This window comes from Candidatus Corynebacterium faecigallinarum (assembly GCF_052264515.1).
In the GTDB taxonomy this organism is placed as follows: domain Bacteria; phylum Actinomycetota; class Actinomycetes; order Mycobacteriales; family Mycobacteriaceae; genus Corynebacterium; species Corynebacterium faecigallinarum.
Window position 1 is genome coordinate 74,528 of sequence record NZ_JBQQOC010000008.1, and the last position, 14,824, is coordinate 89,351.

At 66.9% G+C, this 14,824-nt stretch carries 16 protein-coding genes; 9 read left to right on the top strand and 7 right to left on the bottom strand.

What is annotated here, in order from left to right:
* Positions 1–124: 124 nt before the first annotated feature.
* From rplI to ACTXPP_RS05985, 6 genes are all read right to left on the bottom strand, one after another.
* On the bottom strand, positions 125–580 hold the full coding sequence (rplI, locus tag ACTXPP_RS05960) for a 50S ribosomal protein L9 (protein ID WP_443341321.1): 456 nt from the start codon (positions 578–580) through the stop codon (positions 125–127).
* Between the two features lie 59 nt (positions 581–639).
* Entirely contained in the window at positions 640–1,230 is a 591-nt protein-coding gene (locus ACTXPP_RS05965; RefSeq protein WP_301520495.1) for a single-stranded DNA-binding protein, read from the bottom strand.
* A 75-nt stretch (positions 1,231–1,305) separates the two neighbouring features.
* Entirely contained in the window at positions 1,306–1,605 is a 300-nt protein-coding gene (gene rpsF / locus ACTXPP_RS05970) for a 30S ribosomal protein S6 (RefSeq protein ID WP_301520496.1), read from the bottom strand.
* 97 nt (positions 1,606–1,702) lie between these two features.
* Positions 1,703–1,885 (bottom strand): hypothetical protein, encoded by a 183-nt coding sequence (locus tag ACTXPP_RS05975; protein WP_301520497.1) that lies wholly within the window; start codon positions 1,883–1,885, stop codon positions 1,703–1,705.
* 196 nt (positions 1,886–2,081) lie between these two features.
* Positions 2,082–4,241 (bottom strand): transglycosylase domain-containing protein, encoded by a 2,160-nt coding sequence (locus ACTXPP_RS05980; protein WP_443341322.1) that lies wholly within the window; start codon positions 4,239–4,241, stop codon positions 2,082–2,084.
* 55 nt (positions 4,242–4,296) lie between these two features.
* A complete protein-coding gene (locus tag ACTXPP_RS05985) occupies positions 4,297–4,704 on the bottom strand; it encodes a DUF5318 family protein (protein ID WP_301498679.1) in 408 nt (135 codons plus the stop codon).
* 209 nt (positions 4,705–4,913) lie between these two features.
* Between ACTXPP_RS05985 and ACTXPP_RS05990 the strand changes: the two genes are divergently transcribed.
* The 5 genes from ACTXPP_RS05990 (at position 4,914) to ACTXPP_RS06010 (ending at position 9,084) form a co-directional block, all read left to right on the top strand.
* On the top strand, positions 4,914–6,026 hold the full coding sequence (locus ACTXPP_RS05990; RefSeq protein ID WP_301520401.1) for an inositol-3-phosphate synthase: 1,113 nt from the start codon (positions 4,914–4,916) through the stop codon (positions 6,024–6,026).
* Between the two features lie 106 nt (positions 6,027–6,132).
* Positions 6,133–6,591: a MarR family winged helix-turn-helix transcriptional regulator gene (locus ACTXPP_RS05995; protein WP_301497967.1), complete on the top strand. Its 459-nt coding sequence runs from the start codon at positions 6,133–6,135 to the stop codon at positions 6,589–6,591.
* On the top strand, positions 6,591–7,676 hold the full coding sequence (locus tag ACTXPP_RS06000) for a universal stress protein (RefSeq protein WP_301497969.1): 1,086 nt from the start codon (positions 6,591–6,593) through the stop codon (positions 7,674–7,676). Before ACTXPP_RS05995 ends, ACTXPP_RS06000 begins: the two co-directional genes overlap by 1 nt.
* Before the next feature lie 153 nt (positions 7,677–7,829).
* Positions 7,830–8,165 carry a hypothetical protein gene (locus tag ACTXPP_RS06005; RefSeq protein WP_301497971.1) on the top strand — a complete coding sequence of 112 codons (336 nt, stop codon included), beginning with the start codon at positions 7,830–7,832 and terminating at the stop codon, positions 8,163–8,165.
* Positions 8,166–8,361: 196 nt separating this feature from the next.
* Complete coding sequence (locus ACTXPP_RS06010) at positions 8,362–9,084, top strand: LppP/LprE family lipoprotein (RefSeq protein ID WP_443341326.1); 723 nt, start codon at positions 8,362–8,364, stop codon at positions 9,082–9,084.
* Positions 9,085–9,106: 22 nt separating this feature from the next.
* On the opposite strand, the gene leuS is transcribed toward ACTXPP_RS06010, so the two are convergent.
* Positions 9,107–12,007 (bottom strand): leucine--tRNA ligase, encoded by a 2,901-nt coding sequence (gene leuS / locus ACTXPP_RS06015; protein ID WP_443341327.1) that lies wholly within the window; start codon positions 12,005–12,007, stop codon positions 9,107–9,109.
* 28 nt (positions 12,008–12,035) lie between these two features.
* Between leuS and ACTXPP_RS06020 the strand changes: the two genes are divergently transcribed.
* The 4 genes from ACTXPP_RS06020 to ACTXPP_RS06035 all read left to right on the top strand — a co-directional run bounded on the left by ACTXPP_RS06020 (position 12,036) and on the right by ACTXPP_RS06035 (position 14,788).
* A complete protein-coding gene (locus tag ACTXPP_RS06020) occupies positions 12,036–12,614 on the top strand; it encodes an SdpI family protein (RefSeq protein ID WP_301520403.1) in 579 nt (192 codons plus the stop codon).
* A gap of 20 nt (positions 12,615–12,634) precedes the next feature.
* Complete coding sequence (locus ACTXPP_RS06025; protein ID WP_443341328.1) at positions 12,635–13,141, top strand: hypothetical protein; 507 nt, start codon at positions 12,635–12,637, stop codon at positions 13,139–13,141.
* A gap of 73 nt (positions 13,142–13,214) precedes the next feature.
* Positions 13,215–13,778 carry a hypothetical protein gene (locus tag ACTXPP_RS06030; protein ID WP_443341329.1) on the top strand — a complete coding sequence of 188 codons (564 nt, stop codon included), beginning with the start codon at positions 13,215–13,217 and terminating at the stop codon, positions 13,776–13,778.
* Entirely contained in the window at positions 13,775–14,788 is a 1,014-nt protein-coding gene (locus ACTXPP_RS06035; RefSeq protein WP_443341330.1) for a ribokinase, read from the top strand. The genes ACTXPP_RS06030 and ACTXPP_RS06035 overlap by 4 nt, the downstream gene beginning before the upstream one ends.
* Positions 14,789–14,824: the final 36 nt, after the last annotated feature.

Here is a 14,824-nt window from a genome sequence, read left to right on the forward strand (position 1 = left end):
GGGTGTCTAGTCCGGGCGACGCGTGAACCGTCAGGTCCACGGTGATGAATCGGTACTGCGGCGTCCCACCATGCGGTACTGCGACATTAAAGATTTTGTCGGGACCGTAGAGCGCGGAAAGGCTCTACTTCTCGGCGGCGACCTTGAAGTTCAGCGACGCGACAACCTGCGGGTGCAGCTTGATGTCGACGTTGTAGGAACCGGTCTTCTTCACGTCACCCTTGTTGAGGACGATGGTGCGCTTGTCCAGCTGACGGCCGCCAGCGGCCTTGACTGCGACAGCGAGGTCCTCCGCGGAGACGGAGCCGAACATCTTGCCCTGCTCCGAGGTACGCACGTTGACGGTGACGTTGCTCAGGTGATCGATCTCGGCCTTGACCTCGCGAGCGTGGTCGAGGTCGCGGATGACCTTGTCCTGCTGTGCACGGCGGATGTTCTCCACCTGCTTCTCCGCGCCACGGGTGGCGGGGATGGCGTAGCCGCGCGGCAGCAGTAAGTTGCGTCCGTAGCCGGCCTTGACCTCGACGATGTCACCAGGGACACCGAGGTTGTCGACGGCGGCGGTGAGGATCAGCTTCATGATCCGTTGCCTTTCATGGTTTTTGTATCTGGGGGCGAAAACGTAGATCTACACGGACATCAGAACGGCGGCTCGTCGCCACCGTCGAAACCGGACTGCGGTGCGGAGTTCCACGGATCATCGTCGGCGGCCGCATTGCGTCCACCGAAACCACCCTGGTTGCCCGGACGGCCACCCTGTCCACCCTGACCCTGCGGGCCGCCGAAGCCGCCCTGGTTGCCCTGCTGGCCACCGGGGTTGCCCTGACCGCCGCCCTGGTTGCCACCGAAGTTCCCGCCCTGACGGGGGGTCTTGGTGACCTGGGAGGTCGCGTACTTCAGGGACGGGCCGACCTCGTCGACCTCGACCTCGAAGACGGTGCGCTTCTCTCCCTCGCGGGTCTCGAAGCTGCGCTGGCGGAGCCGACCGTTGACGATCACCCGGTCACCCTTGGTGAGCGAGTTCGCCACGTTCTCGGCCGCCTGGCGCCACACATTGCAGGTGAGGAACAGTGCTTCGCCGTCCACCCACTGGCCGGACTGGGAGTCGTATCGCCGCGGCGTGGATGCCACGCGGAAGTTCGCGACCGCCGACCCGCTGGGCGTGTAGCGCAGCTCGGGATCGGCGACGAGGTTTCCGACGACGGTGATCGGGGTATCTCCCTGTGCCATGTCAGTGACTCCTGTTTCGACGTTGGTGCTGATGCTGGGACTGAATGTCCATCAGGACCGCGAAGTGCCGGTGGGCTACTTGGCGTCCTTGCGCAGCACCTTGGTGCGCATGATGATCTCGTTGAGGTTCAGCAGGCGGTCAAGCTCCTGGACGGTAGCCGACTCGCAGTTCAGATCGACGACGGCGTAGATGCCCTCGTCCTGCTTGTTGATCGGGTACTCCAGGCGACGCTTGCCCCAGATGTCTACCTTGTCAACCGTACCGTTTTCCTTGCGAACCGTCTCGAGGAACTTGTCCAGCGACGGGGCAACGGTGCGTTCATCCTGGGACGGGTCGATGATGATCATCATCTCGTATTGACGCACGGACCTCATCACCTCCTGTGGTCTAGTGTTTTTTCGGCCGCACCCCTGTTGGGCACGGCAGGAGGGTTCGTTGCGTCAGCAACCTGATCAGCATACACGCTGCATATCAGGTCGCCCAAAATACCGCGATGATCACAGGGACGAGGGTGATGAAGATGATCGCCACGGCGAACAAGGACCAGACCTGCTTCGGCGGCTTCTTCGCCATGAAACTGGCGAAGGCGCCTCCGAACAGCAGGAATCCGATGAAAACGCTGCCCATCGTGATCAGCAGCTCAGCACTCGACATGGATACGGGTCCACCTTCGGGGTCGTGTTTTTTGGGTCCTCCACGATTTATACGGGGTGGAGGGCCCCCAGGACGAAGCTAGGGGACAACGGGGGAGTATGGGGGAGTACGGGGGAGTACCGGGATGCACAGGGCAGTACAAGGTGCAGGACGCACGAACGGCGCCGCACCCGCGGGTACGGCGCCGTCGGCGCTGCTAGAAGTTGTTGAGGAAGTCCTCGATCATCTGACCGAAGTCGTCGTTCCCGCGGCCACCGGGGGCAGCCGGCGGAGCGTCGTTGCCGCCACCGGTGTCTCCACCGGTGTCACCGCCACCGCCGTCGCCGCCGCCGTCACCGGCACCGTCACCGGCGTCGCCTTCTCCGGCGCCGCCGCCGGTCCAGTCTCCGCCGCCGCCGGATCCGCTGCCCTGGATGGCGACGCCGTCGGAGGACTCGAACTGCTCGATCTCGGTGTCGGCCAACGCCTGGTCCATGAACCGCTGCCAGATGTCGGACGGGGCACCGGAACCGTACATCGATCCGCCGCGGGTCGCGTCGATCAACGGGTTGCCGGCGGTGTCGCCGATCCAGATCGCGGTGGCCAGCTGCGGGGTGGACCCGATCATCCAGGCGTCCTTGTTCTGGCCGGTGTCACCCAGCTGGGCGGTACCGGTCTTCGCCGCACTCGGCCGACCGGCAGCAAGCTGGTGGTTGTTCGAGTACCCGGCGATCGGGGTCATCGCGCCGATCACCTCGTCGGCGACCTCCGGCTGGATGACCTGGGTGGACTCCATGTCGGTGTTGTCCATCAGCATCTCACCCTCGTCGGTCTCGACCTTCCACACGAAGTGGGCGGGGACCATCGAACCACGGTTGGTCAGCGTCGCCAGGGCGGACGCCATGTCCGTCGGACGGGACTGGTACTGACCCAGGGTGATGCCCTCGTACGGGGTGCCGCCGTTCTCGCGCAGCGTCTCACCGATGCCGGGGAGCTCCTTGGCGACACCGAGCCGGTGTGCCATGTCCGCCACGTCCTGCGGACCGTTCTCCAGGTCACGGGCGACACGGATGAACGAGGTGTTCAGCGAACGCTTCAAAGCCTCGGCCATGGAACAGGTGCCGCAGGACTCGCCGCCGACGTTGCCGACCTCCGTGGCACCGGTGGTGACGGGGGAGGAGTCGTAGGGCGTGGACGTGGGGATGCCCTGCTCCACGGCGGCGGCCATGGTGATGATCTTGAACGTCGAGCCGGTCTGCATGCCGGCGTTCGCCCAGTCCAGGCCGGTCGGGTCGTCGCCACCGAAGTAGGCGCGCACTCCACCGGTCCGCGGGTCGATGGCCACACCGGCGGCACGCACGGAGTCCGCCTGGTTCTCCATCGTCGCGTGGACCTGCTCGACCATGGCCCGCTGGTGGTTCGCGTCGATGGTGGTGGTGATCTTCAGGCCGCCGGTGTTGACCGCTTCCTCGGTGATGCCGTTGGCGTTGAGCTCGGCGAGCACCCGCCTCTTGATCAGCCCGTTGGTGCCCTCGGCGACCGAGCCGGAGTTGTCCTGTGACGGGTCGGTGACCTCGGGGTAGACCATCTCGCTACGGGCGTGGTCGCTGATCGCGCCCATGGAGGCCATGCCGTCGGCGACGTAGTTCCAGCGCTGCTCGGCTTCCGGACGGTTCGTCCACGGGTCGAGCTGGCTGGGCCGCTGGATCGTCGCGGCGAGCACCGCGCCCTCGGACGCGGTCAACTCGGAGACCGGCTTGGCGAAGTAGGCGCGCGCCGCGGCGGAGATGCCGTAGGCGTTGCGTCCGTAGTAGATGGTGTTGAGGTAGGCCTCGAGGATCTCGTCCTTCGACCACTCATTGGCCATCTTCGCCGAGACCACCAGCTCCTTGCCCTTACGGACCAGGCTGCGCTCGTCACCGACCACGGCCTGCTTCACGTACTGCTGGGTGATGGTGGAACCACCACCGGCGTCGTCACCGGTGAGCTGACCGATCGCGGCGCGTCCGAAACCGGTGATCGAGAATCCGGGGTTGTCGTAGAAGTTGCGGTCCTCGGCGGCGAGGACCGCATTGCGGACCTCCTCGGGGATCTCGTCGATGTCGACGTTCTGCCGGTTGCCCTCCGGTGGGACGATCCGGGCCAGCTCGGTGGAGCCGTCGTTGGCGTAGATCTGGGAGATCTGGTTGGTCACCAGCTCTTCCGGCTCCGGAACCTTCGTGACGGAGTATGCGGCGAAGAACGCCACCAATGGCACGATGACGAGCACCGCGAGCACGGCGACGGCGGACGCGATGAGGCGCCGCCACACGGGCTTGCGCTTCCGGGTCCGCTGGCGCTTGGTGCCGTCGGCTGTTGTGGTCGTGTCGTTAGTCACCTTGCTGGTCTCTCTGCTGGTCTTTCTGTGGTCAACAATCTCTGTTCACTGATGTTCACTGATGTTCGCGGTGGTCCGTACCTGCCCGGTACGTGTCTTCCCGGAGCAGGTGGTTCCATCCGCACCGCAGGCACACCTCGACGGTGTGGACAGTCAGCTCTTTAGCAGACTGGACGCCACCGTCAGGGAACAGGGTAGCGAGAATCGCCCTGATCTCTGAAAGACTACGCGCCGTCCCTGACTTTTCCGCTATCGCCGACCCGTAGACCCACGCCACGTCACGCACCTCACAGCTGCCACACAGCGGGCAGGGAGATTCACTGCGGACGCCGAGCACCTCCGCAGAGGACCGCAGTGCCCGACCTGCGTCACAGACCTCGGAGCGCGACAACTCGCCGGCGCGCAACGCTCGTAGCGTCCGGCGGCGGTCGAGGTCGTGGGAGATTCGGGTCGGCTCACGCATGGTCCCCACAGTGTAACGCCGCCCTGTCCGACGGGCCGGTCGGTGACGACCCGCCGGGCCGCCACCGAACCGCCACCGTAGCCACCCCTGGTCGGGGCAGGGATCACCCCACGCTGAATCGGTCAAGCTCCGGGGTTGAACGGTCAAGTCCGCCAATCAGCCCGTTCAGCTGGTGTATTCCGCCGAGGACAGGGCTAACGTCCGACACCATGACTTCCACGGAAAACACCGCCAACGGCATCAAGCTTGCCATCGTCGGCATCGGTAACTGCGCGACCTCCCTGCTGCAGGGCCTCGAGTACTACAAGGACACCCCGGACGACAGCACCGTCCCGGGCCTGATGCACGTCCGCTTCGGCGACTACCACGTGCGCGACATCGAACTCGTCGCCGCCATCGACGTCGACGCCGACAAGGTCGGAAAGGACGCCGGCGAAGCCACCGAATCCGGCCAGAACTGCACCATCAAGATCTGCGACCTGCCCGAGCTCGGCGTGAAGGTCACCCGCGGCCACACCGCCGACGGCCTGGGCAAGTACTACCAGGAGACCATCGAGGAGTCTGGTGAGCCGGACGCTTCGGCCGAGGACATCGTCGCCCTGCTCAAGGAGACCGGCGCGGACGTGCTCGTCTCCTACCTGCCGGTCGGCTCCGAGGTCGCCGACAAGTTCTACGCCCAGTGCGCCATCGACGCCGGCGTGGCCTTCGTCAACGCCCTGCCCGTCTTCATCGCCTCCGACCCCGAGTGGGCGCAGAAGTTCGAGGACGCCGGCGTCCCGATCGTCGGCGACGACATCAAGAGCCAGGTCGGCGCCACCATCACCCACCGCGTACTGGCCAAGCTCTTCGAGGACCGCGGCGTGACCGTCGACCGGACCTACCAGCTCAACGTCGGCGGCAACATGGACTTCAAGAACATGCTGGAGCGCGACCGCCTGGAGTCCAAGAAGGTCTCCAAGACCCAGGCCGTGACGTCCAACCTCACCGGCCCGCTGGCCGGCAAGATCGACGACCGCAACGTCCACATCGGACCGTCCGACTACGTCCAGTGGCTCGACGACCGCAAGTGGGCCTTCATCCGCCTCGAGGGACGCGCCTTCGGCGATGTGCCGATCAGCCTGGAGTACAAGCTCGAGGTCTGGGACTCGCCGAACTCCGCCGGCATCATCATCGACGCGGTGCGTGCCGCGAAGATCGCGAAGGACCGTGGCATCGGTGGCCCGGTCGACCCGGCCTCGACCTACCTGATGAAGTCCCCGCGGATCCAGAATCCCGACGACAAGGGACGCGCAGACCTCGAAGATTTCATCAACGCGAAGTAAACCGTATTCACATCCATACTGGTCAGCACGCTAACATTGTTGTTTCCGTCACAATACACTGGTAGTAACATATTCTTCCGCGCCAAACCACGGTAGGTTGGTGGACATGACCGCAACTCCTTCCGAACTCGCGAAGCGTCTGCGACCCGTCATCACCCGGATGTACCTCCTGTACTTCCGTCAGACGACGAAGTCCACGATCAGCACCGCACAGCTCTCCATCATGATGAACCTCAAGGCCCACGGCGCACTGCGCATCAGCCAGATCGCCGAACTTGAGTCGATCCGCATGCCCACCGCGTCCAACGCGATCAACCACCTCGAGTCCCTCGAGCTGGTCTCGCGCGTGCGCGATGTCAGTGACCGCCGCGGCGTGCGCGTGCGCCTCACCGACCTGGGCGAGTCCGAACTGCAGCGCATCGGCGACGAGCGCGACGAGCAGATGACCGGGATCCTCTCCGCCCTCGAGCCCGACCAGCTCGAGAAGCTCGAGGAGTTCCTGCCAACCCTCGAATCAGGCATGGCCATCTTCGACAGCCACCGCATGGGTGAGAAGCAGGCGTGATGCCCGGCTCGGCCAACAGGAGCCCCCGCGTCTCCGCGGCCCTCGGGGCGCCGGCGCAGGGATCCGCGTCCCGTGGCTCCTCGTCCCGTGGCTCAGGCTCTGCTGAGTCGTCCCGCCGGTCGCGCCCGTTACGGGTACTGCTGGCGTGGCGACCCGACGGTGAGTCGGACGCCACGGACGACGCGCAGCGTCCGACCAGCGGTGCAGACACCGCTGCCTTCGCGTCCTGGCTGGCCAAGACCAGGGATATCCTGGTCAAACCCGTCACGGTGATCCCGCGAATCTGGCCGGAGGACGTGGACCGCAAGGCCACGGCCACCTCCGGCGCAGCCCGCTTCCAGGAGTGGGCCGCCGCCGAATCCTCGGCCTGCCACGCCGCAGCCCGCGACGCCCTCACCGCCGCCGGGGTGCCCGCCGAGATGATCGACACCAGCGACACCCTGCTGCACAGTCACTCGGAGACCACCGCACTGATCGAAGCTGCGGAGGACTTCGACGCCGACGTCATCGCCATCGGTTCCCGCTACGGCGGCCACGGCAGTCCCGTCGGCCGGTTCCGCGCGGGTTCCACCGCGGACGCCCTGTTGCACTGCTCGCCACTGCCGGTCGTCACCGTGCCCCGGCAACCCACCATGTCCAAGCACGGGGTGACCCGGGTGAGCTGCGCCTACGTGGACAATGAACAATCCCACCAGGCACTGCGCAAGGCCACCGACCTGGCGTCGAAATGGGGCGTCCCGCTGCGCCTGGTGGCGTTCAGCCCCACCGGTGCCTCGATGTATCCCACGCTGACGCCGTACCCCGATGCCGCAGAAGCCGATGAGCGGTGGCGCACCCAGGCCCTCGAGATCCTCGACCGCGGGAAGGAGCGCGCGCTGGAGCGGCGTCCCGACCTGCAGGTGAGCACGGATGTCGGGTCCGGCCCGGGCTGGGCCGGTGCGATGTCCGACGTGCACTGGAAGAAGGGGGAGCTGCTGGTCGTCGGTTCCTCGGTGCTCGGGTCGTTCAACCGGGTGTTCATCGGGCCGTCGACCAACCAGCTGCTGGCGAACTCGCCGGCGCCGGTGCTCGTCAGCCCGGTGTAGGCGCCGATCAACCCAGCGTGGAGTGCTCCTCACGGCCTCCACGCTTTTCGTGTGCCCGGGTGAAGGCAGGTACGGGTGTGCGTCAGGGGAGGGGTGCGCCGTGGTCGCGGGGTGGGAACGCAGACCGTCCCGGCAGTAGACTCGGGAAGCACCATGACCAACGCACCTGACCCCACAGATCCGCTCGAGAACCTCGAGGACATCGACCGGCGCGAATCCAACAGGCTCGCCATCAGGCTCGGCCTCATCTTTCCGCTGGTCATCATCGCGTCCTGGATGATCCTGCACTTCACCTTGGGGGAAGGGGTGATCACCCAGGTCGTCCCGATGGTGGTCGCATTCGTAGGCATGGGCACCGCCATCGGCATGGTGGTGTACAAGTGGCGCCGGTACCAGCGGTGGCAGCCGTTCATCGGCCTGCTGTGGTGGATGATCCCGGTGTTCCTGCTCACCAACTTCACGCTGATTCCCCTGCTGATGCTGGACTAGCGACGCCTGCGGTCTCTCCGCACCGCCCCGTCCTTCATCCATCACACCTGCCCCGTTGCCCACAATGTGAGACTTACAGGTCAGGGCATTGTGGAGATCGGTGAGAAAACGTCTCGGGTGTGATGGATTGCTGCGCTGCGGCCCCAAGAAGTCGGACAGGGGACCGGCTCCCTGGAAAACTGACTACCCTAGGGCCATGAGAACACATGCCTCCCGCCGTCGATCCCTCCTCACCTCAGTGGCGACGCTCGGATGCGTCGGAGCACTGCTGGTCGGTTGCTCGGGGGAGACGGCCACCGACGGGGCTGCCACCGAGGTGACCGGCACCGTCGTGGAGTCGGATCCGTCGTCAGACGCGGATGCCGGGGGCGAGGGCCCCGACAGCACTGAGTCGGCGGAGGTGTCGGACGCATCCGACCCTGGCCAGGATCCGGACGCCTCCTGTGGGGACGCCGAGGTGGTCAACCCGCTGACCGGCGGCACCCCCATCCCGGTGGTGTTCACCAGCATCGACGACACCGACGGACGCTTCTACTACACCCCGGACGGAGAGCAGCCGGACCCCTGCATGGGGCTCGACTGGGTCACCCTGTCAGGAGCCAACGGGCAGCACGACCTAGGTCCCGCCGGCACGGCTGGTGCCACGCGGGAGACCGTGGTGCTGTTCGCCGAGGGGCAGATGGTCACCGAACCTGCACCGATCCTCGCCCGGGCCATTGAGTCGGTCGAGCGGCTCGACGATGCGACCGTGCGGGTGAACTACGCCTTCTATGGCGATCAGCCCGCCGCTGCGAACGAGAATGTGCCTGGTAGCGCTACCTTCCACTGGAACGGTGACGAGGTTGAGGTCTCGGGGAACTCCCTGCCGGTCGAGCTCAACGACACCGCGGAGACCCTGGACCTGACGGCCCTGGGTTGAGGTCGGCAGGGGAGCGCAGCGCCTACTTCGCGACGATGTTGACCATCTTGCCGGGCACCACGATGATCTTCGCCACTGACTTGCCCTCCACGTGGGAAGCCACGTTCGGCTCCTCCAGCGCAGCGGCCTCGATGTCCTCACGGGAGGCGTCGGCGGCGACGGTGATCCGGCCGCGGACCTTACCCATGACCTGCACCGGCAGCTCGATGGTGTCATCCACCAGCCACTTCTCCGACCAGGTCGGGAAGTCCTCGTGCGCCAGCGACTGCTCGTGGCCCAGGCGGGACCACAGTTCCTCGGCGATGTGCGGGGCGACCGGGGCGAGCATCAGCACCAGCGGCTCCACGGCGTCCCGCGGGATCGAGTCCGCGGAAGCGTAGGTCTTGGTCAGGTAGTTGACGTACTCGATGAGCTTGGCCACGGCGGTGTTGTCCCGCAGGTTGGTGTAGTCATCGTGCACACCGGCGATGGTGCGGTGCAGGGCACGCTGATCATCGTCGGTCAGCGCAGCGCTATCAGCAGCACCAGCACCAGACACGACCAGCGAACCGTCCTCCTCGTTGACGACCAGGCGCCAGGCGCGCTGCAGGAAGCGCTGCGCACCCACGACGTCCTTCGTCGCCCACGGACGGGAGGTGTCCAGCGGCCCCATCGACATCTCGTAGACGCGCAGGGTGTCGGCACCGTAGTTCTCGCAGATCTCGTCGGGGGAGACGGAGTTCTTCAGGGACTTACCCATCTTGCCGTACTCCTGGTTCACCTCCTCGCCGTTGTAGTAGAACTTGCCGTCCTTCTCCTCGACCTCTTCGGCGGGCACGTAGATGCCGCGGGCGTCGGTGTAGGCGTAGGCCTGGATGTAGCCCTGGTTGTAGAGGCGGTGGTAGGGCTCATACGAGCTGACATGGCCCAGGTCGAAGAGCACCTTGTGCCAGAACCGGCTGTACAGCAGGTGCAGCACGGCATGCTCGACACCACCGACGTACAGGTCCACACCACCGGAGGGCACGCCCTGACGCGGGCCGGTCCAGTACCGCTCGTTCTCGATGTCGACCAGCGCCTCGGAGTTCGTCGGGTCGACGTAGCGCAGCTGGTACCAGGACGAACCGGCCCACTGCGGCATGACGTTGGTGTCGCGGTAGTAGGTCTGCTCGCCGTCGCCGAGATCCAGGGTCACCTCGACCCATTCCTTGGCCTTGGCCAGCGGCGGCTGCGGCTCGGTGTCGGAGTCGTCCGGGTCGAAGCTGACCGGCTTGTAGTCCTCGACCTCGGGCAGCTCCACCGGCAGCATCGAGTCCGGCAGCGCGTGGGCGACCCCGTCGGCGTCGTAGACGATGGGGAAGGGCTCGCCCCAGTAGCGCTGGCGGGCGAACAGCCAGTCGCGCAGCTTGTACTGGATCTTCTCCTCACCGGCGCCCTGCTCGACGAGCCAGGCGATGGTCGCCTCGATGGCCTCTGTCTTGTTCTTGCCGTCGAGGGCCAGGCCGCGATCGTTGGTGGAGTTGACCAGGGTACCGTCGCCGGTGAAGGCGGCGTCCTGCACGTAGGAACCATCACCGGTGGACTCCGGCGCGGCGACGACCTCGCGGATCGGCAGGCCGAAGACCGTGGCGAACTCGTGGTCGCGCTCGTCGTGGGCGGGCACGGCCATGATCGCGCCGGTGCCGTAGCCGGTCAGCACGTAGTCGGCGATGAACACCGGTACCTGCGCGCCGTTGACCGGGTTGGTGGCGTAGGCGCCGGTGAAGACACCGGTCTTCTCCTTGTTCTCCTGACGCTCCAGGTCGGACTTCGCGGCAATGGCCTTGCGGTAGGACGCCACGGCATCCTTCGGGGTCGCCTCGCCGTTGGTCCACAGCGGGTTGGTGCCCTCGGCGTAGGGGGCGTCGGTGACCAGGGCGTCCACCAGCTCGTGCTCCGGCGCCAGCACCATGTAGGACGCACCGAACAGTGTGTCCGGGCGGGTGGTGAACACACGGATGCGGGCCTCGGACTTGGGCGCGGCCAGCTCGACGGCGAAGTCGACCTCAGCACCGCGGGAGCGTCCGATCCAGTTGCGCTGCATGGACTTGACCTTGTCGGGCCAGTCCAGGTCCGCCAGGTCGTCGATGAGGCGGTCGGAGTAGGCGGTGATGCGCATCATCCACTGCGACAGGCGCTTGCGGAAGACGGGGAAGTTGCCGCGGTCGGAGCGTCCTTCGGCGGTGACCTCCTCGTTGGCCAGGACGGTGCCCAGGCCGGGGCACCAGTTGACCGTGGAGTTGGAGCGGTAGACCAGGCGGTGGGCGTCGAGCGCCTCCTGCTGCTGCTTCGGCGTCAGATCGTCCCACGCGGTGCCGTCGACGCCCTCGGCGGCGAACTTCTCCTCCAGCTCGGCGATCGGGCGGGCCTTCTGCTGCTCGACATCGAACCAGGAGTTGAAGATCTGCAGGAAGATCCACTGGGTCCATTTGTAGAAGTCGGTGTCGGTGGTGGCGATGACGCGGCGGCGGTCGTGGCCCAGACCCAGCCGACCCAGCTGGCGCTCCATGTTGTCGATGTTCGCCTGGGTGGTGGTGCGCGGGTGGGTGCCGGTCTGCACGGCGTACTGCTCGGCGGGCAGGCCGAAGGCGTCGTAGCCGAGGGTGTGCAGGACGTTGCGGCCCTGCATGCGGTTGAACCGGGCGAAGACGTCCGTGGCGATGTAGCCCAGCGGGTGGCCGACGTGCAGGCCCGCTCCGGAGGGGTAGGGGAACATGTCCTGGACGAACAGCTTGTCCGCGGGCAGTTCCTGGTCCTGGTCAGCGAGGTCGCCGACGGGGTTGGGGGCGTTGAAGGTGCCGTTGTCCCGCCAGTACTGCTGCCAGCGGTTCTCGAGTGCGCCGGCGAGTTCGGGGGTGTAGCGGTAGGAGGTGGCCTCGCCTGAACTGTTCCGAGAATTAGTCATGGGTACTGATTGTAATAGACTGGGGGACATGATCGTTCTGTCTGTCCTGCTGTTCGTCTTCGGTGTTGCCGTGCTGGTCACGGGGGTGCTTGCTCTGACGGCGAAGCTGCCCGGCAACAAATGGGTCGGCCTGCGTGTGCCGGAGGCCCGCAAGAACCGCGAAATGTGGGACACCGGGCACCGCATCGCAGGCCCGACCTGGACTGGCGCGGGTGTGGCGTTGATCGCCGCCGGTGTGGTCAGCCTGCAGGGGGGCTGGATGTGGATCATCGTGGCGCTGCTGGTCGTCGGCGCGGTATTCCTGATCGGCATGGGCGCCGCTCTGGCGGCACAGACGCTGGCGAAGATCGACCACGCCAAGGCGTTGGAGGCGGAGCAGGCGCGCGCCGCCGCGGGCTGCTGCTCCAGTGGCGGCTCGTCGGACGCTGACGCTGGTTCGGACGCTGCGGCCGGGTCGTCCTGCGGTTCCGGCAGCGCCGGCGGTGGCTGCGGGGACGGCTGCGGCAGCTGCGGTGACAGCGGGGACGCCGGTCATGCCCACGCCAACGCACCCGCCCCGAACCTGGACGCCGCCCGGCGCGCCATGGCGTCCCGCGACGGGGAGTAAATCACCGAAGGAGCATCCGTATGCCGCTGCAGAAGAACACGCTGACCACAGGGTTCCGCACCTCGGTGCGACCCACCGTGCGCCCCACGGTGCGCAAGGGGGCCGTGCTCGTTGCGGCGGTGGGGCTCGCCGTCCCGATGCTGACTGCCTGCGGTGAGACGCGCAGTGTCGAGGCGTTCTGCGAGGTCATCGACGACAACCGGGCGTCCTTCGACAGTGCGATGAATACCGTGGGTAGCGGGGACTTCAACACCGGAATGTCGCAGTTCTCGGACGCTTTCACCGACCTGCAGGGGATGTGGCCGGAGCTGACGAAGGTCGCCCCGGAGGACATCCTCGAGGACACCGAGACGCTGAACGACACTTTCGGTGACGGTGCCTCGGAGGAGGACGGGGACTCTGACGGTGACGGCGGCAGCGGCGACGGCGATGGCAATGGCGGCGGTGTCCTCTCCGGAATCTCGGAGGCCGCAGCTGCAGGCGATGCCGCGATCAACGTCAACAACTACGTGAACCGCAACTGCTGACCCCGCGCCGAGCGCGCCGCCTCCGCGGGCGTGGGACGGGGCCACGGGTTCACGGTCATCGACGATATCTTCGATGCCACTCCGGGCCGCGAGGTCATCGATGCCGTCCGCGCTGCCGCGGAGAACACCCGGCGTCCCGGCACGTTCCTGCTCACGTCCTCCTCCGACCCCCACCGGCCGGCAGGAGCTGCTGGCCCGCGGGTCCTACCCCGGTCTCGGCGCAACCGACCCGTCTGATCCGTGCGACACGGCCGGCTGGTACCGCGACTATCTCACCGATCTGGTCACCCGGGACGTCCCCTCACTGGTCGACGTTGACGATCCGTCCCGGATCCGCGCCTACCGCAACGGCAGCGGTAGGGCAGCAGACGCCATCCTGGAACTGCGGGACGGTCGGGTCATCGCGATCCAAGTGCCCGGTGAGAATGGCACGCCCACTGAGGACGCGGCGTCCGACCTGGAGTTTCTCCGCGACAACCTCGGGAAGCGGTTCATCGCGGGCATCATCATCGGGGCTGACGGGAGCGGCTACCGCAGTCTGGGCGAGCGGGTCTGGGAGGTGCCGTTGTCCGTACTGTGGGAGCTGAACACCCTGAACACGCCGAACGCCGATCCCGACGGGAGCCCAGAGGAATGAGCGAGCCAACGTATGCGGTCGTCGTCTGCGGCACGGTGAACATCGACACCTTCGTCGGCGTGGACCAGTTCCCGACCTCCGGGGAGACCATCATCGCCGCCCCGAATGGCACGGCGCTCGGTGGCAAGGGGGCCAACCAGGCCGTCGCCGCGGCGCGCTATGCCGCCCGTGAGGGGGACGTCCTGTTCCACGCCACCGTCGGCACCGACGGCGACGGTGACTCCGCCGTCGCCGAGCTCTCCGAGTTCGGGGTGGACGTCTCCGCAGTGGGACGCACCGGCGACGCCCCGACCGGCCAGGCGTTCATCATGAACGACCCGGCGGGGGAGAACATCATCGTGGTGACCTCCGGGGCCAATGCACTCACCAACCCGGCGACGCTCGGTGGCGCGACTTCCGGCGCAGACTCTGACCCGGACTCGGGTGGGGGAGCAGCCGTGGACTCCGCGGCGGTACTGCTGACGCAGGGGGAGCTGACCCCGGAGCACTCCGCCGCACTGCCCGCACTGGCCGAGCGGCTGGGTGCCCGGTTCGTCCTGAACCTCGCGCCGGTGACCACCCGCGACCGGGACCTGCTGGCGTCCGCCGACCCGCTGATCGTCAACGAGACCGAGGCCGCCGACGTACTCGGTATGCCACGCGACGCCCTGTTGGACGAACTGCTCGACGCCTTCGCTGCCGCCGTGGAACGCGGCCTGGCGGTCTCCGCCGTGGTGACCCTGGGAGCCCAGGGCGCGTTGCTCGTCGCTGGGGGTGAGCGGACCATGCTCGACGCCATTCCGGTCGGCGCGACCGACTCGGGGACAGACTCGGCGCAGGTCGTGGACACCACCGGGGCCGGCGATGCCTTCTGCGGCACGCTGGCCGCGTCACTGGCCGAGGGGGAGTCGCTCGGTGAAGCCGCACGGCTGGCGTCCGCGGCGGGCAGCCTGGCGGTGCGCTCGAGGGGTGCGGCGGCGTCCTACGCCGGACGCGAGGACATCCGCCGATGTACGGAGCTGGACAGCTGAGCCGAGGACGGCACAAACGGCGAGTAGGCGACGGCG